This window comes from Paenibacillus sp. FSL W7-1287 (genome assembly GCF_038004245.1).
Lineage (GTDB): Bacteria > Bacillota > Bacilli > Paenibacillales > Paenibacillaceae > Pristimantibacillus > Pristimantibacillus camelliae.
In genome coordinates this window covers 2,004,111-2,026,276 of record NZ_JBBORD010000001.1, presented here as the reverse complement: position 1 = coordinate 2,026,276, position 22,166 = coordinate 2,004,111, and the positions used below count along the sequence as shown (strand labels likewise).

Annotated in this window: 25 protein-coding genes and 1 riboswitch; of the genes, 1 reads left to right on the top strand and 24 read right to left on the bottom strand. The window is 43.2% G+C overall.

Annotated features, from left to right (window positions below; genetic code table 11):
- The 24 genes from ccsA to NSQ99_RS09035 all read right to left on the bottom strand — a co-directional run bounded on the left by ccsA (position 1) and on the right by NSQ99_RS09035 (position 21,516).
- Positions 1-1,263, bottom strand: a complete 1,263-nt coding sequence (ccsA, locus tag NSQ99_RS09150) for a cytochrome c biogenesis protein CcsA (protein ID WP_251666625.1) — start codon at positions 1,261-1,263, stop codon at positions 1-3.
- The gene (resB, locus tag NSQ99_RS09145; protein WP_340836275.1) at positions 1,260-2,936 is read right to left on the bottom strand and encodes a cytochrome c biogenesis protein ResB; all 1,677 of its coding nucleotides are present in this window, start codon (positions 2,934-2,936) and stop codon (positions 1,260-1,262) included. The genes ccsA and resB overlap by 4 nt, the downstream gene beginning before the upstream one ends.
- Positions 2,937-2,938: 2 nt before the next feature.
- Positions 2,939-3,466: a redoxin domain-containing protein gene (locus tag NSQ99_RS09140; RefSeq protein ID WP_251666627.1), complete on the bottom strand. Its 528-nt coding sequence runs from the start codon at positions 3,464-3,466 to the stop codon at positions 2,939-2,941.
- A gap of 94 nt (positions 3,467-3,560) precedes the next feature.
- On the bottom strand, positions 3,561-4,301 hold the full coding sequence (locus tag NSQ99_RS09135; RefSeq protein ID WP_251666628.1) for a pseudouridine synthase: 741 nt from the start codon (positions 4,299-4,301) through the stop codon (positions 3,561-3,563).
- Between the two features lie 58 nt (positions 4,302-4,359).
- Entirely contained in the window at positions 4,360-4,893 is a 534-nt protein-coding gene (locus tag NSQ99_RS09130; protein ID WP_251666629.1) for a spore maturation protein, read from the bottom strand.
- Entirely contained in the window at positions 4,886-5,566 is a 681-nt protein-coding gene (locus NSQ99_RS09125) for a nucleoside recognition domain-containing protein (protein WP_251666790.1), read from the bottom strand. Before NSQ99_RS09125 ends, NSQ99_RS09130 begins: the two co-directional genes overlap by 8 nt.
- Positions 5,567-5,593: 27 nt before the next feature.
- Positions 5,594-6,751, bottom strand: coding sequence for a D-alanyl-D-alanine carboxypeptidase family protein (locus tag NSQ99_RS09120; protein WP_251666630.1), 1,158 nt, complete (start codon positions 6,749-6,751; stop codon positions 5,594-5,596).
- A gap of 157 nt (positions 6,752-6,908) precedes the next feature.
- On the bottom strand, positions 6,909-7,430 hold the full coding sequence (gene ytfJ, locus NSQ99_RS09115) for a GerW family sporulation protein (protein WP_340836271.1): 522 nt from the start codon (positions 7,428-7,430) through the stop codon (positions 6,909-6,911).
- Between the two features lie 84 nt (positions 7,431-7,514).
- The gene (locus NSQ99_RS09110; protein WP_251666632.1) at positions 7,515-8,186 is read right to left on the bottom strand and encodes a DUF2953 domain-containing protein; all 672 of its coding nucleotides are present in this window, start codon (positions 8,184-8,186) and stop codon (positions 7,515-7,517) included.
- A 67-nt stretch (positions 8,187-8,253) separates the two neighbouring features.
- Positions 8,254-8,859, bottom strand: coding sequence for an SMC-Scp complex subunit ScpB (gene scpB / locus NSQ99_RS09105; RefSeq protein WP_251666633.1), 606 nt, complete (start codon positions 8,857-8,859; stop codon positions 8,254-8,256).
- Positions 8,828-9,610 carry a segregation and condensation protein A gene (locus NSQ99_RS09100; protein ID WP_251666634.1) on the bottom strand — a complete coding sequence of 261 codons (783 nt, stop codon included), beginning with the start codon at positions 9,608-9,610 and terminating at the stop codon, positions 8,828-8,830. The genes scpB and NSQ99_RS09100 overlap by 32 nt, the downstream gene beginning before the upstream one ends.
- A gap of 30 nt (positions 9,611-9,640) precedes the next feature.
- On the bottom strand, positions 9,641-10,111 hold the full coding sequence (gene ribH / locus NSQ99_RS09095) for a 6,7-dimethyl-8-ribityllumazine synthase (protein ID WP_340836270.1): 471 nt from the start codon (positions 10,109-10,111) through the stop codon (positions 9,641-9,643).
- A 63-nt stretch (positions 10,112-10,174) separates the two neighbouring features.
- Positions 10,175-11,389, bottom strand: coding sequence for a bifunctional 3,4-dihydroxy-2-butanone-4-phosphate synthase/GTP cyclohydrolase II (locus tag NSQ99_RS09090; protein ID WP_285855649.1), 1,215 nt, complete (start codon positions 11,387-11,389; stop codon positions 10,175-10,177).
- A gap of 38 nt (positions 11,390-11,427) precedes the next feature.
- Positions 11,428-12,084, bottom strand: coding sequence for a riboflavin synthase (ribE, locus tag NSQ99_RS09085; protein ID WP_251666636.1), 657 nt, complete (start codon positions 12,082-12,084; stop codon positions 11,428-11,430).
- Between the two features lie 28 nt (positions 12,085-12,112).
- Positions 12,113-13,222, bottom strand: coding sequence for a bifunctional diaminohydroxyphosphoribosylaminopyrimidine deaminase/5-amino-6-(5-phosphoribosylamino)uracil reductase RibD (gene ribD, locus NSQ99_RS09080; protein ID WP_340836269.1), 1,110 nt, complete (start codon positions 13,220-13,222; stop codon positions 12,113-12,115).
- Positions 13,223-13,416: 194 nt separating this feature from the next.
- A riboswitch (FMN riboswitch) is annotated at positions 13,417-13,581 on the bottom strand.
- A gap of 29 nt (positions 13,582-13,610) precedes the next feature.
- On the bottom strand, positions 13,611-14,042 hold the full coding sequence (locus tag NSQ99_RS09075) for a peptidylprolyl isomerase (RefSeq protein ID WP_251666637.1): 432 nt from the start codon (positions 14,040-14,042) through the stop codon (positions 13,611-13,613).
- 52 nt (positions 14,043-14,094) lie between these two features.
- A complete protein-coding gene (lysA, locus tag NSQ99_RS09070) occupies positions 14,095-15,426 on the bottom strand; it encodes a diaminopimelate decarboxylase (protein ID WP_251666638.1) in 1,332 nt (443 codons plus the stop codon).
- 117 nt (positions 15,427-15,543) lie between these two features.
- Positions 15,544-17,250, bottom strand: coding sequence for a spore germination protein (locus tag NSQ99_RS09065; protein ID WP_340836267.1), 1,707 nt, complete (start codon positions 17,248-17,250; stop codon positions 15,544-15,546).
- 26 nt (positions 17,251-17,276) lie between these two features.
- Complete coding sequence (locus NSQ99_RS09060; protein WP_251666639.1) at positions 17,277-17,705, bottom strand: stage V sporulation protein AB; 429 nt, start codon at positions 17,703-17,705, stop codon at positions 17,277-17,279.
- Positions 17,698-18,351, bottom strand: a complete 654-nt coding sequence (locus tag NSQ99_RS09055; protein WP_251666640.1) for a stage V sporulation protein AA — start codon at positions 18,349-18,351, stop codon at positions 17,698-17,700. The genes NSQ99_RS09060 and NSQ99_RS09055 overlap by 8 nt, the downstream gene beginning before the upstream one ends.
- Positions 18,352-18,448: 97 nt before the next feature.
- Entirely contained in the window at positions 18,449-19,204 is a 756-nt protein-coding gene (gene sigF, locus NSQ99_RS09050) for an RNA polymerase sporulation sigma factor SigF (protein ID WP_251666641.1), read from the bottom strand.
- Positions 19,205-19,223: 19 nt separating this feature from the next.
- On the bottom strand, positions 19,224-19,670 hold the full coding sequence (gene spoIIAB / locus NSQ99_RS09045; RefSeq protein WP_251666642.1) for an anti-sigma F factor: 447 nt from the start codon (positions 19,668-19,670) through the stop codon (positions 19,224-19,226).
- On the bottom strand, positions 19,667-20,020 hold the full coding sequence (spoIIAA, locus tag NSQ99_RS09040) for an anti-sigma F factor antagonist (RefSeq protein WP_251666643.1): 354 nt from the start codon (positions 20,018-20,020) through the stop codon (positions 19,667-19,669). Before spoIIAA ends, spoIIAB begins: the two co-directional genes overlap by 4 nt.
- Before the next feature lie 290 nt (positions 20,021-20,310).
- Positions 20,311-21,516, bottom strand: coding sequence for a D-alanyl-D-alanine carboxypeptidase family protein (locus NSQ99_RS09035; RefSeq protein ID WP_251666644.1), 1,206 nt, complete (start codon positions 21,514-21,516; stop codon positions 20,311-20,313).
- A 273-nt stretch (positions 21,517-21,789) separates the two neighbouring features.
- On the opposite strand from NSQ99_RS09035, the gene NSQ99_RS09030 reads away from it, so the two are divergent.
- Entirely contained in the window at positions 21,790-22,137 is a 348-nt protein-coding gene (locus NSQ99_RS09030) for a VOC family protein (RefSeq protein WP_340836264.1), read from the top strand.
- Positions 22,138-22,166 lie beyond the last annotated feature (29 nt).

Genomic DNA, 22,166 nt, shown 5'->3' with positions numbered 1-22,166 from the left:
TTAATCTACCCCTGCATATGAATGCATACCGGCAATAAGTAGATTTACTCCGACTAACGTAAATAGAACGATAACAAATCCAATAACAGCTAGCCATGCAGACGGTCTACCATGCCAGCCGCGTGACAATCTAAAATGCAAGTACGCACTGTAGTACAACCATGTAATTAGTGCCCATACCTCTTTCGGATCCCAGCCCCAGAAACGTCCCCATGCAATCTCTGCCCATATCATCGCAAAGATTAATGCTCCGAGCGTGAAGATTGGAAAGCCTATAACGATCGCACGATAACTAATTTCATCCAAATCATCTGGATCGATGCCCTCGAGCTTAGGATGTATGGCAGCACCTAACGGTTTGCGAATGATTAAACGAATTATACCATAAAGAATTAGTCCTACAATAATCGACCAAACGACCGTATTCAGCTTACGTCCAGAGTTCACTCCGTTGAACCATGATGGTGTCTCGAACAAGCCATCGGTCATTCCTAAAAACTCAGTCACTTGCAGTGCTTCACTATTATATGGTTTGAAAATAGGGGGCATCGTATACTCAACAACATCATATGATGTAGTAAGCTCGCCTACTTGTGATACATCTACTGTTTCTTGCTGAAATTGTGCAACGTAGCCAGCACCCTTAAAGCCAAATGCCGCTACGATAAAGCCGATTACAATGAAAATGGAAATAAGCGTGAACTCAAGCCAGCGCTGTGCTCGTTTCCCTTTTTTCGTATGATCGTTATAGTCAATAACGCGTAAAAGGTACATGAGCCCTGCTGCGAAACCAACTGCAAAGAATGCCTCACCTAATGCTGCCATTGTTACGTGGATTTTCAGCCAGTTCGATTGTAGTGCTGGTATTAACGGCTGGACCTCTTGGGGAAATACAGACGCATACGCAATGATAATAATCGTTAGTGGTAATGCGAACATCCCAAGCAGCGGCTTTTTATATATGAAATGAATAATGGTATAGGCAATCATGATGGTCATGCCTAGTAGCGTTATAAATTCATACATATTGCTCGTTGGGATCTGGCCACTGCCAATCCATCTTGTAAAGAAAAACGAAAGATGCGCAAGTAAGCCAAGAGAAGACGTTATAAATGCTATTTTACTCCAGCGCGCCTCATGCTGCTTAGCATCTCTTTTCCCCCATTTCTTACCTGCTACGGCAACCATATAAAAAATAAAAGCAAACACATATAAAAAGAATGCAGCAATAAAGCTTGAACTACTAAAATCTAACCAATTCATCCTTTGTGTCCTCCATTATCAAGACTTTTGGGATCAAGCTCAATGCCGCAACGCTTCAATGCGTATGCTGCATCCGCCCGCAAGCCAAACCAGTTTTTATTCGTGTGAGCTCCTAGCGTCAGCTGATTGTCATCGATGCGCAGCCATATTCTTCGATGCTGCCAATACGTTCCCATAATCAAGCCAAGCATACTAAAGAATGCTCCGATCCAAAGAAACTTCACTGCCTTATCAATACGAACATTTAAATACGTTGTAGCTGCAGAGAAATCAACGTTTTCCATGCCATCAACCTTAATCTCTAGCTTATTGGCCAGCTCACGATTAATCGTATCCTGTGAGAAGCGTACTTTATCCTTCTCTAACGGAAAATACATAAACATTTCTCCGTCTTCAGCTAAATTAGGACCCTTTATATTAAAAATAAAGGCTGGAGCGTTCGGACTGCTTGAAAGTGTAATCGGCTCACCTTCACTATTAATTGAAAAGTCCATATATTTGTCGATTAACTCCATAGAGTACGGTCCAACCTCGTAATAAAGCTCAGGATCAACCATTGTTAAATGAAATGGCCCGTAGCTCTCTCCTGTTTCTTTATTAATGATCATTGGAGAAACTGCATTAATTCTAGGTGTTAGATTAAAATCAAACTGATGAAGCTTTAACTCTTTATAGCGAAGCGGATCGTTAACAAGAATCGTATGCTGTTTAACCTCTTGAAGCTCTGGCTGTAGAAAATCGTCTCCACAATTAGCTGCACACTCGTATAGAACAACATCCGTTTTGAACGTCTTCACTCGACCGGAGTCTTTAAGCTCGATGGGCAGCTCATCGTTATCGTACAATTCCATAGAGAAGCCATCGCTTTTTACATAGTAGTTCGTTCCAACGATCGGAACGGTATCTCCATCCGTAATACTTACATATGTATCTACATTCCAGTCAGGAATGCTACGAGCTAGAACCGCTAAAAGAAATAATATAAGCCCAATATGGTTAATATAGGGACCCCAGCGGCTAAAACGGTTCTTTTCTGCTAGTAGTGCAGTGCCAGACTCATCGATATGTACCTTGTAGCCCTTTTTCTTCAGAGCCTCTCCATACTGCTTTGTCCATTGAACCGGCTCGTCTGTCACTTGACCGCTATAGGTCGCTTTTTGACGTTTTAAGAAGGCGTGGTGCTTTCTAATTTGCTGCTTGTTCAATGCACGATACAATGGCAACACACGGTCAATACTGCAGATGACAAGTGAGGTTCCGATCATCACTAAAAGTGTAATAAACCACCAGCTTGAGTAGGTGTTGTGCAAGCCAAGGAAATAATAAATTTCCCCTGCCAGTCCATACTGCTCACTGTAATAAACTTTTGGATTGAAAGTGGCAGAAATAAATGTAGAGGCCTGCGGGAAAATCGTTCCGAGCATTGCGCCTAAGAATGTAATAATAATGAGATAAATGGCAATCTTAACGGAAGAGAAGAAGTTCCAGATCTTATCTAGAAAATCTGGATTCGCCTTCTGTGAACGCCGAGCAACGCCATCATAACGCATTTCGAGCGGTTCATTTGACTTCATTAGCTGCTCTTCAAGTGGCTTACCACATGCTTCGCATAATACAGTCCCGACTGCATTTTGATGGCCGCATTCACATTTTGAGTTCACAGGTAATAGCACAGTTAACCTCCTACTATTTTTTCAATATGCTCATGAATTTGAGATTCCTTCATCTCACCGACAAAAACAGAGGATAATGTCCCATTCGGGTTCACAAAAAATGTTGTCGGATAGGAGCGTAGACCGTATTTTTTTTCTGTTTTGCGATCAACATCACGCAATATGGTGTACGTTACACCAAGCTTTTTCACATAATTAGAAACAGTCAACGTATCTTCGCTCAAATTAATGGCAACAACTTCAACACCCTTATCCTTCCACTCTTCATACTGTCGTTCGAAAGAAGGCATCTCTCGTATGCAAGGCTCACAAAAAGTACCCCAAAAATTAATGACGAGGGGTGAACCATTATAATCTTGCAGCGAAATTGGCTCTCCTTGCAAATTAGCCAAGCGAAAATCTGGTACAGCCTGTCCTTCTTTTATCGTTCCTGGAGTATCGTTTGTAAACGTTTGAAAAATTGCATACCCACCGATTACAAATGCAAATAGAAGAACGATGATTTGAACTTTTTTGCGGTTTTTACCCAATATGTATTACACCACCTGCATAAGTAGTATCCATGCTACAATACAATTCTCATTATAACGAAAATTCGACGGCACGATATGCCGTCGTCTCTTCTTATTTTTGAACTTTATGTGACTTACGCGCCTCTTGTAACATAGCCTTCACTTCATATTCCGTCAAATGACGAAACTTCCCTCGAGGCAGCCCCTCTAAAGTAAGCTCTCCAAATCGAACACGCTTCAGCTTCATCACCTTATGACCAATCGCATCAAACATTCTACGAACCTGCCGATTACGGCCTTCATGGATCGTAATCCGAATCGTCGCTTCATTCGATTCCATCTTCACATCATGATACTCTACCTCAGCAGGAGATGTGATGCCGTCTTCAAGCATAATTCCTTGCTGCAGCTTCTCTAGCGCCGTACCATGCGGCACTCCCTTTACTGTTGCATGATAGGTTTTTGGTACATGATGCTTAGGATGCGTCAGTAAATTTGCAAATTCACCATCATTGGTTAGCAGCAACAAGCCTTCCGTATCATAATCAAGTCTTCCGACTGGATATACCCGCTCCTTAATGCCCGGAAGGAAATCTGCAACGACCTTGCGGCCTTGAGGATCCTTAGCGCTTGTGATTACGCCTTTTGGCTTATTCAGCATTAAGTATATCTTTTTCTCACTACGAATTGGACGACCATTCACAGTTATGACATCAACGGCAGGGTCTGCCTTCGTTCCTAAAGTTGTGACTGGCTCACCGTTCACTTCTACAGCACCTGACAAGATCAGCTCTTCACATTTTCGCCGAGAAGCAACCCCTGCTTGAGCTAATATTTTTTGTAATCGTTCCAATTATGTTCACCTCATCTACCATCATAACGAGTTCATGAAAAAAGCACAAGCATTGCTGTTAGAATACGAGCATACAGATGACAATTGCCGCGACAAATCCAACAACATCAGAGAAAAGTCCAACCTTTAATGCGTATTTTGAATTTCTAATGGCGACTGCTCCAAAATAAACAGTAAGCACGTACAATGTCGTATCCGTGCTGCCTTGAATCGTGGAAGCAATTCGACCAATAAGAGAATCGGGTCCGTGAGTAGCAATTAAGTCTGCTGTAAAGGCAAGTGAGCCTGCACCTGTTATCGGTCTTAGAATACCTAGAGGAAGCACTTCACTAGGTACACCAAACCAATCGAACACTGGCTTGACCACCATCAGCATCGCATCCATTGCTCCAGATGCTCTAAACATGCTAATGGCCACCATCATACCTACCAGATGAGGTATGATGCCTATCGCCGTATCAAATCCATCCTTCGCACCATCGACAAATACCTCGTAAACCGGCTGCTTCTTACGCAGCATCGCATATAAAGGAATGAATACGATTATTGCAGGGATCATATAGGCGGATATTTGCGAGAACAGCTCAACCATTTCCGCTACCACCTCCTATTGCAGTTACCGTCGATGGAGTATGGACATCTGGTGCCGTACTTAAGCCATTTTGTTTCTTATATGGCACAGGCGGCCCTTTATCTCTATTGCGATACCATCGATCCGCTAATATAGCTGCACCTGTAGCGATAAAAGTAGCAGCCAAGGTAGTACCGATAATCTCGGCTGGATTAGCTGAGTTATAATTCATGCGAATAGCAATTAATGTAGTTGGCACTAACGTGATGCTGGACGTATTCAAGGCAAGCAAGGTACACATAGCCGGCGTTGCTGTATGCTTATCGGGATTTATACTCTGAAGCTCCTGCATCGCTTTGATACCCATTGGTGTTGCAGCATTACCGAGCCCGAACAGATTCGCACTTAAATTACTCATTATGTAGCCCAGAGCCGGATGATCCTTAGGTACATCTGGAAATAACCAACGAACGACAGGATATAGCATGCGGGAAAGCTTTTCCAGCAATCCCGCCTGCTCTGCTATTTTCATCATCCCTAACCAAAATACCATAATGCTTATTAACCCAAAGCTAATCGTCACTCCTGATTTGGCCCCATCAAAGGCTGCCTGAGTGATGCCATCCATATTGCCGTTAATCATTCCAAAAATTACGCTAATTACAATTAAAAAAAGCCATATCCAATTGACCATCATTCATGCCTCCCCCAACATGAAATGTTATTCAAACCATTCTTTTAATGTACCTAGCAAGCCTTGCTCCATCCAATTTTGTCGTTTAAATTGTGTAAAGCTTTGCTCTGCACGATGTTCATGCTTTTTCAACCGCGAGCTCCCCTTTTCGTACAGCGGAACAGAACCGATTGGTTCACCATTTAAATAAAATTGCATGCGTCCTCGTTCTCCAAGTATATAGTGTGGACCACTTGGATGAATAAGAGATACGGTAGCTTGAATATTGCCTAATTCATCCTCCTTAAGAGGATAGTTAAAATTTGCTCCGTATACGAGCGAACTTCCCGGTACTTCCTCATGTACTTCAGCTAGCCTTGATAGCGGAAAATGCTTAAAGCCCCAGTCTAATAAGTTTCGATGATCTCTCCAGTCATCACCATCATTCAAGGTTACAGCTACAAGCTGCTGACCATTCCTTGTCGCTGAGCTTACTAAGCAACGGAACGCTTTCTTTGTAAAGCCTGTTTTCACCCCGTCTGCCCCTTCATACATTCGCAGCATTTTGTTTTTGTTACGCCACGAATAATTCCACTTTTCGTTTGGATTAGGTGCCTGCTTAAATTCGGTTTTTACGATTTCCGCGAAGATTTTATTTTTAAGTGCATATGCGGTCAGTACTGCCAAATCATTAGCGGACGAATAATGACCATCTTCATCCAAGCCGTGTGGATTACGGAACTGCGTATTCCTTAGCCCCAATTCCTCTGCCTTTTGATTCATTAAAAACACGAAGCCGGCTTCTGATCCACCCACATGCTCAGCTATAGCTGTAGCCGCATCATTCCCTGACCTGAGCATTAAGCCATACAATAGGTTGGAAAGTGTAATTTCCTCACCAACTTTTAAATAAATCGATGAGCCTTCCTTACCCGCTGCACGTCGAGATACTGTTACCTTATCCGATAAATCACCTTGCTCAATAGCAACAATCGCTGTCATTATTTTCGTCAAGCTTGCAATACGTGTTTTTACATCCCCATTCATGTTGTATAGCAATCTTCCTGACTGCACATCGATAAGAGCCGTTGCATAAGCATTAGTCGAAATGGAAGGCGATGCGTGTGCCGGATGTCCACCAATGCCTGTTACGAAACAAGCTGCAATCGCAATATAGGCAACAATCATCTTAAGCTGTTTGTTCATAGTTGTCCTCCTGCATTTCTTTTGCTTATATCTCGTCTTTAGTATATGCAGATGCTCGTCTTTGTAGACGAGCATTCATCGCTTTCCTTAATCTGCTTACGATTAACAATAAAAAGCACATTGCGATTTTCCCGCAATGTGCCACTAATGAAGCTCGTTATTGAAAAGTAGTGCCGCTACCGCTACCCGTAGATGAAGTTGTCAGATCAGAGCTTGAACCGGATAATGTTGCAGAGGATGGATTCACTTGGCTAGCTTGACTTGAGCCGGTGCTGCTATTAGAGCTGCCACCAAACATGCCAGACATTTTATCGATAATTGCCGGCGCAGAGTCAATCACCTTATCCAGTAAATGCGTTTGATTATCCAGCGGAACAACCTTCACACCCTGAACACCAACGACTAGAAATGCGATCGGTGTAATCGAAACACCACCGCCGCTACCTCCACCGAATGGCAATGAGTTTGGATGAATGGAGCCGTGATGTGCTTCCTCTTGATCCATGCGAAGCTCACTGCCTCCAGCGACAAAGCCTACGCCAACACGTGAAATTGGTAAAATCGTATCGCCCGTAGGCGTATGGATAGGGTCGCCAACTATTGTGTTAATTCCGAGCATTTCTTTAATCTGTCCTAACGATACACCAACTAAGCCTTCTATATTATTGGTTGTTGTCACAATCATCCACTCCTAACGTATACGTATTAGTAAATACGCAGTTAGTGTGCTCAATTCTGCTTTCATTATTAGGGTAAGTTCTGGCTAAACCTTAGATACAAAAGCTTTCCATAAGCTTATCCCTCTACGTAATGTTGAAAAATGGAAAAGTAAGTAGACAGACGCGAGCAGCAAAGCTCCTAGCTTTAGCTTAAGCTTGCATGACCATTCTGTTGAAAACCATTTTTCTTGATAAAGGGGACTTATTGTGACACTCGGTGTGTTGACCACCTTGACGTAGCGAGATACCGTTCCAAACAGCAAGCCCTTAACTGACCATAGCATTCCGCACGTGAGTGCAGCTGACATCGCTTCACCTGTACCTGCTCGACTATGCCAGCTCCAATCTGACAATTCAATTTTTCGCAGCAACGCAAGAAACCATGATTTAAAATCTTTAAAGATATCGATCGCTTCATTCATACTACGATATTTAGTTATTGCCTTTTTCACATCAAGCTCTGCATCTGTTTCTTGCCCGCTTTGTCCCTTCACCTCAAAACCGATTCCTTTTGCATTTAATCTAAGCTTAGGTAGCTTAAAGGTGTAAGACACAATGCCTGACAGCGCTGAAACCTTAATCTTTGCGTCATCATTCTCTTTTTGTCTGCGAGCATATAGCTCTAACGTTATTGTAGTAAAGCAAGCTGCAACAATACATATAACCAAAAAAAGACTGATCCATAGCGGCCAGTAGCTTGCAATGATAGGAAGCATATCCTCCCTCCCAACTGTAAACATGACCATAGTATGAACCAGTCTTCTAAATTATATGAATAAGTAATTAGTCCTTCACTTCGTCCAGCGTCATCTGACGACCTTCAAACCGCTCAAATAATAGCTGCGATTGCTCCTCGAAATCTTCGTCCTCAAGTGATACATCCTTCGGCTCCGGCAGCTCTTTTAATGACGCAAGGCCAAAGCTATCAAGGAATGCCTTTGTCGTTCCATATAGTATAGGGCGACCAATCGCATCGGCGCGACCAACTTCCTCGATCAAGTCCTTAACAACTAACGTATGGATCGCACGCTCACATTTAACGCCGCGTATCTCTTCAATCTCCACACGTGTAATGGGCTGCTTGTAGGCAACGATCGACAATGTCTCCAGTGCCGCCTGTGATAGCTGCGCCCTTGTCGGGGTATACGCCATTCTTTCGAAATATTCGGCATGCTCCGGGTGGGTAGTTAACCGAAAAGCACCTGCCAAGATTCCGATTTGCACTCCTCGTTCTTCCCGCTCCAAATCACGCTGTAAATCAAGCACAAGCTCCTCAGCATAATCCGCATCGATAGACATTATATCAGCCAGCTGTCGCTTCGTTAAGCCCTCGTCTCCGGCCATAAATAATAGTCCCTCAATAATCGATTTCAATTTCTGAAATTCCATCTACAGCCCCTTCTCCTCTCCACTGGATCACAATATCATCGAAGAGTCCGTGCTGATAGCAACGGATATGCTTCATCTTCATTAATTCAAGGATAGATAAGAAAGTAACAACAATCTCCGGCTTGCTCATATGATCTCGTATAAGCTTGGAAAATCGAACCGTTTCAAATTGCTTCAATACGTCAACAATATCGCGAATACGATCCTTCACGGATATTTCATCCCGCTGTACCGTTGCAATAATATCTCTACGATTGGCTCTTCTTAGCGCCTTTTGGAATGCTCGGACAAGCTCTGAAACCTGTAAGCCTTCAAGCGGGTTCACAGAGGTTTCCTTCATATATTCGGACAAATCATCCGGCTCTCGTGAGAACACAAGACTGCGTGCATATTCCTTTTCCTTGAGATCCTCTGCAATTTGCTTGAACTTTCGATACTCGATTAGCTTTTGAATGAGCTCCTCTCGTAGATCAGGCCCATCATCTATCCACTCATCAAACTCATTATCAAAAACAGGAGGAGGCTTTGGTAGCAGCTGCTGGCTTTTAATGCTCAGTAAAGTGGCCGCCATTACCAAAAATTCACTTGTTATGTCTAGCTCCAATTCCTTCATGGCATGCAAATATTCCATATATTGTGTAGTAATCTCACTAATGGATATTTCATGGATATCGATCTCAGCACGATCGATCAGATGGAGCAATAGATCAAGCGGACCTTCGAAAGAATCCAGCTTATAAAGTACGGACACACCACAACCTCCTGTTACGAATATTGCTTATTATGCTTGTAATGCTTTTGTTAGGTTAGCCATTTCAATAGCAGACACAGCCGCTTCGTAGCCTTTGTTGCCAGCCTTTGTGCCTGCACGCTCTATCGCCTGCTCAATGGAATCAACAGTAATGACACCGAAAATAGATGGCACGCCTGTTTTTAGCGCAACCGCTGATACACCCTTCGCTGCTTCATTACATACAAAGTCAAAATGCGGTGTTGAACCACGAATAACTGCGCCTAATGTAATCACTGCATCATACTTTCCACTTTCTGCCATTTTTTGTGCGATCAATGGGATTTCGAATGCTCCAGGTACCCAAGCTACTTCAACATCTTCTTCTGCTGCACCGTGACGCTTAAATGCATCAAGCGCACCAGATAATAGCTTGCTGGATATAAATTCATTAAAACGGCCTACCACTACACCATATTTTAAACCTTCAGAAATAAGATTGCCTTCATAAAATTTTGTCATCTCATATTCCCCTCTCTTATTTTAAGCATGTTTGTCGAAAATTGCATTACTTTTATTTTCAAACTAAAATTTAAGCATATGTCCTAGCTTCTCTTGCTTCGTATGCAGATACTTTTCGTTATCCTTATTGTGCTGCAGTTGAATCGGTACGCGCTCCACAATCTCTAGACCATAACCCTCTAAGCCTTTAATTTTACGTGGATTATTCGTTAGCAGACGAATTTGTCGAACACCAAGATCTTTAATAATTTGTGCACCAATACCATATTCGCGCAAATCAGCCGGGAATCCGAGCTTAATATTCGCCTCCACGGTATCATAGCCTTCCTCCTGAAGCACATAGGCCTTCAGCTTATTGATCAAGCCAATGCCTCGGCCTTCCTGTCTCATATACAAGACTACGCCAGTACCTTCCTCTTCAATACGTTTCAAGGCAGCTTCTAGCTGTGGCCCGCAATCGCATCGATGCGAATGGAACACATCTCCAGTTAAGCATTCGGAGTGTACACGCAGCAGCACTGGTTTCTCTGGATCGATCTCGCCTTTTACGATCGCTACATGCTCTTTGCCATCAACGACATTCGTATAAGCAACGATACGGAACTCACCGAAGTCAGTAGGCAGCTTACAGGATACTTCGCGTGTAACGAGCTGTTCCTTGCAGCTGCGATAAGCGATCAGATCTTTAATTGTAATAAGCTTCAAATTATGCTTCTTGCGAAACTCCATTAGATCATCCATACGAGCCATGGAGCCGTCCTCTTTAATAATCTCACAAATAACGCCCGCTGGTTTCGCTCCTGCGATGATAGCAAGATCGATTGCAGCTTCAGTATGACCAGCACGCTGCAGTACTCCACCTTTTTTAGCAATTAGTGGGAACACATGTCCAGGACGACGAAAATGCTGGGGCTGTGCATCATCTGCGATTAATGCCTTAACCGTTTCTGCCCGTTCATGCGCAGAAATGCCCGTTGTTGTTGACACATGATCGACGGATACTGTAAATGCTGTGCCGTGATAATCCGTATTATGGTTAACCATTAATGGGAGATCAAGCTCTAATGCACGCTCCTCAGTAATAGGCGCACATACAAGACCTCGACCTTCCTTAATCATGAAATTAATCGTCTCCGTTGTCGCATATTGAGCTAATGCAACTAAGTCGCCTTCGTTCTCACGATCCTCATCGTCGACTACGATGACAACCTTGCCTTGCTTAAGATCCTCAATCGCTTCCTCAATTTGATGAAACAAATATTGTTTGTTGTCACTCATGCTGCTTCCTCCTTCAGTATAATGCCTAATCATGCCTATTACATAAAGCCATGTTCCTGTAAAAATGATGTAGTAATGTTTGATTGTTTTGCGACATGACCTGATCTAAATGATAATAAGTGCTCAACATATTTACCAATAATATCGCACTCTATGTTAACGAGATCTCCCGATTTTCTATATTGCAGAGCAGTTTCAGCCAAAGTATGTGGAATAATCGAGACAGAAACTTTACTGTTTTCTACATTTACCACGGTTAGGCTTATTCCATCAATTGTGATCGAGCCCTTCGGTATTATATAGCGAAGCTGTTCTTTATCCTGCAGCTCAAGCTCATATACGACAGCATTTGCATCCTCATAAACCGATGAGATTATCGCTAAGCCATCCACATGTCCCTGTACAATATGTCCGCCAAACCTTGCTCCGAGCTGCATCGCGCGTTCTAAGTTCACGGTAGATCCAGTCTTAAGTGAAGACAATGAGCTTTTACGATAGGTTTCTGGCATAACGTCTGCAGAGAAGCTAGAATGGTTAAAGCTTGTTACCGTTAAGCACACACCGTTGACCGCAATACTATCTCCAAGCTTTACTTGCTCCAGCACCTTATTCGCGCGTAGCGTGAGCACCATCGCTTCCCCTTTGCTTGATACATGCTGTACATGTCCAACCTCTTCAATTAATCCAGTAAACATAGCGTTCTCCCCCTTCCAACCAAGCTTGCTACTCAATACTTCGTTTTGGGTAACCACTCACACGAATATCTTTTCCTATAAGCGCTACTTCTACCCCGTCAAGCGTATAAGCATCATGCATTAGCTCCACACCGCTCATATCAAATAAGGAAGGGGCTTGACTTCCTCCAACGATTTTCATGCCGTAATAAACGATGACTTTTTGAATGAGGTCTGCCTCCAGCATTGCACCGTTAAGCTTTCCTCCGCCCTCTAACAGTATCGAGCTGATCTCGTGCTCACCGAGCCATTGCATCGCCTGATCTAGATCAACACGATCACCGCTACCGCAACGAACAACGGTAACGCCTAGCTGCCTCAGCTCTTTCTCCTTCTCCTCAGAAGCAGCGTCTGTTGTTATGATGATTGTACGTGTCCCACTAAGCTCTATAACTTTTGCGGTAAGTGGTGTTCTTAGCTTAGCATCAACGATAATAGGAATCGGATGCTTCGCTTCAACCTCTAATCTTGTCGTGAGCGATGGATCATCCTTCAGCAGCGTATTGACACCAATCATAATAGCTTCATGCTGATGTCTAAGCGTATGTACCTCTGCTCTTGCTTCTGGTCCGCTTATCCATTGAGAGCTTCCGCTATAAGTAGCAAGCTTCCCATCAAGTGTAGAAGCTGACTTTAATGTCACATAAGGCCTTCTCGTCGTAATATAATGATTAAACTTTTCATTAAGCAGACGGGATCTTTCCTCCAGCACACCTACCGTTACTTCGACTCCCGCTGCTTTCAAGCGCTCAACACCGCTGCCAGCAACGATAGGGTTCGGGTCAAGTGCCGCAATTACTACTCGCTTGATACCGCTAGTAATTAGAAGCTCTGCACAGGGTGGAGTCTTGCCATAATGACTGCAAGGCTCTAACGTCACATAAGCAACTCCGCCCAAAGATCGCTCTCCTGCCATTCTGATCGCTTGCACCTCAGCATGACCTTCACCTCTGCGCAAGTGTGCACCCATCCCAACGATACTGCCTTCATTCGTAATCACACAGCCTACAACAGGATTAATTCCTGTTTGACCCATTGCTTTACTTGCCATTGAGATAGCTAAGTCCATGTAGTATTCATCATTGATGATGTCCAACAAACAAAAAACCCCCATAACAGCAACAGAGCCATTCGGGGGTAAATATGATATGAGAAAAAGTTTCGACACCAAAAAGAGCATATAGCTATACCGTAAAATTATACCTTGTGAATTTTAGCACAAAAGCATACGAAATAAGCTATACTTGATCGTCATATTAAAAAAAACATAACGAAATGCAGAAATGCCGAAAATTTCTCCTTCTCCCATCCAGACTTTACTGTCGGTTCTAGATTTGCACTAGATCAGCCGACATACAAATTGCATATGCCGGGTCACGGACTTACTGTGAAAGAAGGCAAATGCCTTCTCCACAGATCACCGCCGGTTGGGACTTTCACCCGACCCCGAAGGAGTTACTAATTATTTAATTGATATTACTTTACCATTATACTTCGTAAACTTCAACTGTTTCCATTTGAGAGCCATTAGACAAAGCGTCAACAAACTCCATGCCTTTAGCAACTTTACCAAAAACAGTATGCTGTCCATCTAGATGCGGCTGTGCTTGATAGCAAATATAGAATTGGCTACCACCTGTATTACGACCTGCATGAGCCATTGCTAGAGTACCACGCTCGTGCTTGTTAGGATTTATCTCACAATCGATTGTATATCCTGGACCACCAGTACCTCTACCCTCTGGGCAACCGCCTTGAGCTACAAAGCCAGGAATGACACGATGGAAAATCAAACCGTTATAGAAGCCGCTATTAGCAAGCTTTTCAAAGTTGGCAACCGTATTCGGTGCGTCTTGGTCGAATAGATCAAGAATCACTTCGCCGCCTGTAGCGAGTTTAATTTTTGCTTGTTTTGCCATGAATGACATCACCTTTCTAAGTTAAGATAACATAACGTTACCAATTTCCAGCTTATTTCGCAAGTGAAGATTTCTGAAGTCGCGCAGGAATGACGTCATTGCACACAATATTGTCAAGAGATTCACGTTGAACGACGAGATCCGCTTGACCATCCTTTACAAATACGACAGCTGGTCTGCGAATACGATTATAGTTGCTAGCCATCGCATAATTGTACGCACCCGTACAGAAAACAGCTAATAGATCTCCGCTTTTTGCTTCTGGCAGCTTCAAGTCCCAAATCAGCATATCGCCGCTTTCACAGCATTTTCCTGCTATTGAAACTTCCTCTGTTGCTTCTTCATTTGCTCGGTTCGCGAGAATTGCTTCATATTTTGATTGATAAAGCGCTGGACGAGGGTTGTCCGTCATACCACCGTCAACCGCTACATATTTGCGAACGTTTGGAATATTTTTGCTCGTACCCACTGTGTAAAGTGTTGTACCCGCATCGCCTACCATACTACGACCTGGCTCAACCCAAATTTCAGGCAATTCATAATTTGCCGCAGCAAAGTTTGTTTTAATGGCATCTGCGATGGCTTGGATGTATTCAGCAATTGGCAGTGGAGAATCTCCTTCTACATAGCGTATTCCAAAGCCGCCGCCAACATTGATAACTGAGAACAAGATGCCATGATCATCACGAATTTGTACAGCAAATTGAGTCACTTTCTCAACAGCCATACGGAAGCCTTCTACCTCAAAAATTTGAGATCCGATGTGAGAATGTACACCAAGCAGGTTGAGATTAGCAAGCTCATTAGCCTGAACAATCGCCTCACGAGCTGAACCATTACCCAAATCAAAACCAAATTTTGAATCTTCTTGACCTGTAGAAATATAATCATGCGTATGTGCCTCTACACCAGGTGTAATGCGAAGCAATACATTAACTACTTTATCCTTTTTCGCTGCCAGCTCATTAAGCATGTGAAGCTCGATAAAGTTATCGACAACAAAGCAGCCAATCTCTACATCAAGCGCCATGTTGATTTCTTCCTCGGTTTTATTGTTACCATGGAAATGAATTCGCTCTGCTGGGAAGCCTGCTTGTATTGCAGTATATAGCTCACCATCGGAAACGACATCCAACGATAGATTTTCTTGCTCGGCAAGCACACACATTGCTTTTACAGAAAAAGCTTTGCTTGCATAAGCCACTTGGAATTTTAAGCCTGACTCGCGAAAGGCTTGAACATATTCACGTGCACGTTGACGCACAAGTGCTTCGTCAACAACATATAGTGGTGTTCCGAATTGCTTCGCCAACTCGACAGCATCTACGCCGCCAATTTCTAAATGGCCATTATTGTTAATTTTACTTGTTCCGTGTAAATACATAGTTCCCCTCTGCTTTCCTCTATCATTGCAAGATAGACCCATTTATATCATATTCCCCAGTATAACCTATAACACTTGCCCGGTGAAATGGATATTTGCGCACTAAATTTGTATTATTTAGTTGGATTCACCGGAATCATCATTAGGCATACGATCAGATTGCTGTGGTCTCATAATATTTGGACGTGTTCGATTATACAACACTGGCTTGCGAATGAGAATATTCAAAGCAGCTTTTGCATCAAATGGGATGAATGGCCATAAGTATGGACGATTCACTGAACGCTCCATCGTAAGCAATATTGTGATTAGCGTGACCGGAATAATGAGTCCTGCTAAGCCGAACCAGGCGACAGTACATATGAGTACTAGTCTTACGAGTCGATTAGCAAGCCCAAGCTCATAGCTCGGTGTGGCGAACATCCCGACCGCTGCAATCGCAATATATAGGATGACCTCGTTAACGAATACACCGGTCTGTACTGCTATATCCCCGATTAATATTGCTGCAACTAAGGACATCGCTGTGGCTAATGAGCTCGGTGTATGCACAGAAGCCATCCGCATCAGGTCAATCCCTATCTCCGCCAATACAAATTGCAAAATAAGCGGTATTGCACCTGTCTCCTTTGGTCCAAGAAAGGCTAAAAACTCTGGCCTGTACTCTGGATATTGGACGAACAGCATCCATAGTGGCAAGAGCAGCAGCGATCCAATAATTCCGATAAATCGCACCCAGCGCAAGTATGTACCGACGAGTGGTGTTTGACGGTTTTCTTCCGCATGCTGCATTAGATCAAAGTACGTAGTAGGAAGCGTCATTACACTTGGAGACGTATCAACGAATATAGCGATCGCGCCCTCCATTAAATGAGATGCTACCGTATCTGGACGTTCAGAATATCGTACGAAAGGAAAAGGATTCCAGCCACGCTTAATCGTCGCTTCCTCTAGCTGCTTATCGGCAAGCGGCAAACCGTCAATTTTTATCATTTCGATTTTACGCTTAACCTCCTGAAGCAGCTGCTTATCCACGATATCATCGATATAAGCGATACATACATCCGTTTTCGTACGCGCACCGACCCGAACCAGCTCGTAGCGAAGCTTAGGGTCCTTCAGGCGGCGGCGAACGAGAGATACATTGACCATCAGCGTCTCGATAAAACCGTCTCTAGAGCCTCGTACAACCTTCTCAAGAGAAGGCTCCTGTAGTCCGCGAGCAGGGAAATTACGTACCTCTATGGCAAGCGCAGTAGGCTCTCCATCGATATAAAGTACACATTCTCCTCCCATCGCAGCCGCAAGCGTTAGGTTCCAATCTTCTTCCTTGCGAACCTGGGCAGCAGGAATATAGTATGTGAAGAAGCTTTCCAGTACGTCAGGACCAACCTGTCTTGCTTCAAGATAGGTTAGTCGCTTGAGAACCTCTAGCATAATCGTGTCCTTGACTAGTCCAGTCATACATAGCATAGCGATCCGTGTCTTGCCGATGGTCATCTCACGAACAGCTACGTCAAAGCTTTTTTTATAGCCAAGCTCTGTTTCCAAGCGCAGCAGGATCTCATCCATACTTGTTGGTATAGGCTCAAGCGGCGCAGTTTGGATTTGTTCCTTTTGATCGTCCTTCAGTCCATGCTCATTCTTCTCGTTCTGGGGCCCAGGGGAAGGAGAAAGCCACACTCCATAATCGACAATATTGCGGAAGCCGCTATTGCTTTCCTCTTGTTCTTTTTTTAGCTCATCTTGCATTTGAAAAGGTTGAAATGACTGCTGTTGATGTTGTCCGTTACTTGTATTTGTGTTTTGATCTTGATCTCTCAATGTCTACACCTCACTAGATTACGAAATTACTTATGAAACAAAAGCCAGTCGACAAGTGAACCTGTTATTTTCCCAAGCACCATCGCCATCATTAATGCAACCATAGCCTGTGAAATTTTTAAGCGCTTCGCAATAATGGGAAGCACGTTCATCACTTCCGTTAGCGCAGCTGCAAGCATGCCAACAAACATCCCATTGAACAAACCGGTAATGATGTTACTAAGCACGAATGGCAGCTTTATCGTAATATCAAATTGATCTGCAACTATAAAATATAGTGCTCCACTTATTAATGCTGTTTCAAACCAATGCGACAAATGATAGGCATTCGACAGCTGAGCAAGCCTTGGAATAAGGTCAAATATAACAAGCAATGCAACAAAGCTTGTTCCGACAACAATACCGCCTGCCAATGCTATAAAAACCGTTGCAGCTAGTTGAGCAGCGTTAATCATAGCCTTCTTCTCCTAGCTTTTGCGCTTCTCGCTTACCACGATTGCGAATTTCTTCAGCAATGACATAGGTATTAACGTTTTCCTGATACATAAACATTTCGACCTCTAAAGGATTCGGTTCCTCATTAAACTTCTTTTTGAAAATATGATTAAAAAACAGAACCATCCCTGCTCCGACGCCGATTGAATAAGGAATTTGAAACCATAGTGGACGCTCCACCCGCTGGCCTGTAATGAGCTCGACGATTCGAATATGCGTCTCCTTCATATTGACATCCGAATGAAAGTTCATAAGTGCAAGCCCTGAGCCGCAAAACAGCAGCAGCCATGAAACAACGAGCACAACATAATGTGGCTTCCGTCCTCTCTCTGAAACCATAACGAGAATCTGAGGATCACCGTAAACATCAATTTGCAGGTCTGGCCATTTCTGTTTGAGCAGCGCGATAATTTGCAATAAATCAATGACGACACGATTACCATCCTGCTCCTTATGGCGGTATAGAATCATATCTTTCAGTTGCTGTTCAATGCTCTTGTCATCTGCTAATACATGCGCGGCATCCTTAAGCTTAACAATCTGCTTTTTGCTTATACTGATCCGTTTTTTCAGACGTAAATAGATAGAGGCAGACGAATTCGCCATATTAACCCCCCTCTCATGTCTATGTAACCTCTCGTTAGTATGAACAAATCAGCTATTTTTATCCTAAAGTCATCGACAATAAAAAAGATCAGATCACCTATAAGGCGATCTGATCTTTAATAAGCTTTAATATTTTCTTCTCTAAACGAGACACTTGAACCTGAGAGATGCCGAGCCTGCTGGCAACCTCGGATTGCGTCTTGTCTCTGTAATACCGCAAATAGACGATAGTCCGTTCACGCTCGCTCAAGCCTTCAATCGCTTCAGCCAGTGCCATTTTGTCAAACCAGTTTTCCTGTGACTCATCCGCGATCTGATCCATAAGTGTAATAGGATCGCCATCGTTTTCAAAGACGGTCTCATGAATAGAGGTAGGCGGCTTGTTAGCCTCCTGAGCGAAGATGACATCCTCAGGGGTAATGCCTAACCGCTCAGCTACCTCTGAAATCGTTGGGAGTCTGCCCATTGTTTTTGATAGCTCGTCCTTCATCTTACGAACCTTATTAGCCGTCTCCTTTAAGGAACGACTTACTTTAATCGTACCGTCGTCGCGAAGGAAGCGTTGGATTTCACCGATAATCATTGGGACAGCATACGTAGAAAACTTCACGTCATAGCTTAAGTCAAATTTATCGACAGATTTAAGTAGCCCAATACAGCCTATTTGAAATAAATCTTCCGGCTCATAGCCTCGATTCATAAAGCGTTGCACAACTGACCATACGAGCCTGATGTTGGAATTGACCAAACGATCTCGCGCGCTCATATCACCTGCCTGCGACAATGCAATTAATCGCTTTACTTCGACATCATCCAAAAACGGCTGGGCTGATTGCTTGATATCTACATTCATGAGGTTCAACCCCTATGCTCTAATTATAGAGCGCTTTTTTTGATGCAATGCGCTTCATCATCGTTAGCTTTGTTCCACCACCAAGTGTACTGCTCATTTCGAAATGATCCATAAAGTTTTCCATAATGGTAAAGCCCATACCTGAGCGCTCTTCATCCGGCTTCGTTGTAAACAATGGCATGCGAGCAAGCTCTGTATCCTCTATGCCAGCACCTTCATCAATTATTTCAATGGTTAGCTTGCCGTTTTCTGCAATGCCGTTCAATTGTATCTCTTTTGTCGGATTATTGTCGTAGGCATGTATGATACAATTCGTTACCGCTTCGGATACCACTGTTTTTAGATCCTCCAGCTCCTCTAGTGTCGGGTCTAGATAAGAGACAAAGCTGGCAACAACCATCCTGGCAAATGCTTCGTTACAGGATTGGGCACTAAACGTTAAACTAAATTTATTCGGGACGCTCATGATACCACCTCCAGGCTTGAAAGCGCACTGTTTTCGTCGGCATGCAACTCAATGATTTTGAATAGACCGGACAATTCAAGCAGTCTGTTAACCGAACGGTTCGCATTACAAATCATCAGCTTACCGCCCTTTGCCTTAATCTGCTTGTAGCGACCAAGAATTACACCGATGCCGGAGCTATCCATAAAGGACAGCTGCGCTAGGTCCATGACCACATGCTTAATATTGTCCTTCATGATTGCTTCTTCGATCAGGCTGCGCACTCGATCAGCACTGTGGTGATCTAGCTCGCCATGCAGGCGGACAATAACTGCATTCTGATTGTGTTCAATATTCGCTACCACACTCACGTCTCGTTCAGCTCCTCATTGTTTGATTGATGTCAACACAATAGCTGTATTGTGATAGAGTAGGTTTCAACAGATGCACTTCCTTTTCCTGCCTGCTGACAAAACTAGAAGAAAAGCGTCAATAATCTACTAACAACTGTCTGAGAACTCAGAGAACAGCAAATTTTGCCGAATTTCCGTTCCACGCTAGGCTCGATTGTGAAGATGTACCAGCGTACGTCAAACAAACGGAACGAAGCAGAGGATGAAAAGGTGGTGAAAGATGCCACCTAACGAGTTTTCAGACATGCCTAATGAAACAAGCTTCGTGTCGAGCGTTTAAGAAGCTTCCACCAGCTGCTTCGCTCAATGGAGTAAGGTGCTAATAGCTCATACTCCTTAACGATTCGATCTTCTTGGTAGACGATAAGCTTTCCAATTGGCTGATCTTTAATAATTGGAGCTTTCATAGATTCGTCCATATCCAGCACATAGTGAATTTGATCGGTGTTGCTGCCACGACGAACTAGGATTGAGAAGTTCTGCGGTGCAACGAGATCTACTTTATTCTCCATCCCTTTTTCAATCTCAAGTGTGCCAATCGTATCACCTTTTTTAATAATTGGATAATTCATATATTGAGCAAAGGAATAATCCAGCATTTGAGATACCTCTGCATTACGGACCTTTGTTGAAGGAGATCCCATGACCACAGCAATGACTCGCATACCATCTCTGAGCGCTGATGCCGCTAAACAAAACTTAGCTTCACTTGTATAGCCCGTCTTGATTCCATCCGCGCCATCATAGAAACGAACAAGCTTGTTCGTATTAACGAGCCAGAACGGCTTATCTGAATCTTTTCTCAAATAATCCTGGTATTTTCCGGTAAACGACCTGATTAAATCATATTTCATCAGCTCTTTTGATAATATAGCGATATCGTAAGCACTTGAATAATGATTGTCTACAGGAAGACCGTTTGAGTTCATAAAATGCGTATTTTTCAATCCTAGCTGCTGTGCTCGCTCGTTCATCATTGCGACAAATTGCTCTTCGGTGCCTGCTAGTTTTTCAGCAAGTGCTACAGAAGCATCGTTGCCCGAAGCCATCGCAACACCTTTCAGCATTTCCTCAACCGTCATCTGCTCTCCGACCTCAAGGAATATTTGCGAGCCGCCCATTGATGCTGCTCTTTCGCTTGTTGAAACCATATCCGTAAGCTTTAGCTTACCTTGGTCAATCGCTTCCATGACGAGCAACATCGTCATAATTTTTGTAATACTTGCTGGTGGCAGCTTCTGATGACTATTTTTTTCAAAGATAACTGTTCCACTTTCCGCATCTATTACAATGGCTGATACAGCATTTTCAGCAAGCGCAGGCGCTGCAGCTGAATTGCTTTCGATTGAATCCTCCTGAAGATCGATCTTTGCTTCATTTGCATGTACTTGTGCAACAGTTAGATTCACGAGCAACATACTGATGACTAACATTGCTACAGTAATTTTCTTCAACGAATGTCCCTCCTAATGGTTGTGTCGAGATGCGTCAAATAATGAACCTCTCACTTACTTATTCATTATTAACGTATTGACTCTGTTTTATTCCATAGTTTGGACGCATTAGTCTAAATTAGGAAGCTTTTCTGCACTTCAGCTTGACACTCCGTTATTCCTTATTCACTTTAACCGTAGTAAGCCGATGGATGAAAATTTCTAAAGCTATAAGCAGGAAATATATAGAAAATAACGAATTATGATGACATCAAACATTAGTGGAGGAATGCTATGAATCCAATCTTGAATAAAATTGGTGGTGTCTTTATCCCAGTAAGCAGTATCGAAAAGGCACGCGTTTGGTATTGTGACATTTTAGGATTACCAACGGAAGGTGAAATATATTTTGGTCATATTTTTGTCATTCCGATGGAAGGACCTGATCTTGTATTAGATAGTCAAATCTATTCCCCAGATAAAGTTTACAAGGTTCCAGCATTTCAGCTACGAACTGCAGATATACATCAAGCGTATGAATTTATGCATGCAAAAAATGTAGAATTAGTAACGGGTATTGAGAACGGACATTGGTTTAACTTTAAAGATCCCGATGGTAACCTACTCATGGTGTGTAAATAAACAAAAAGCAAGTATCGGGAGAGCTTACT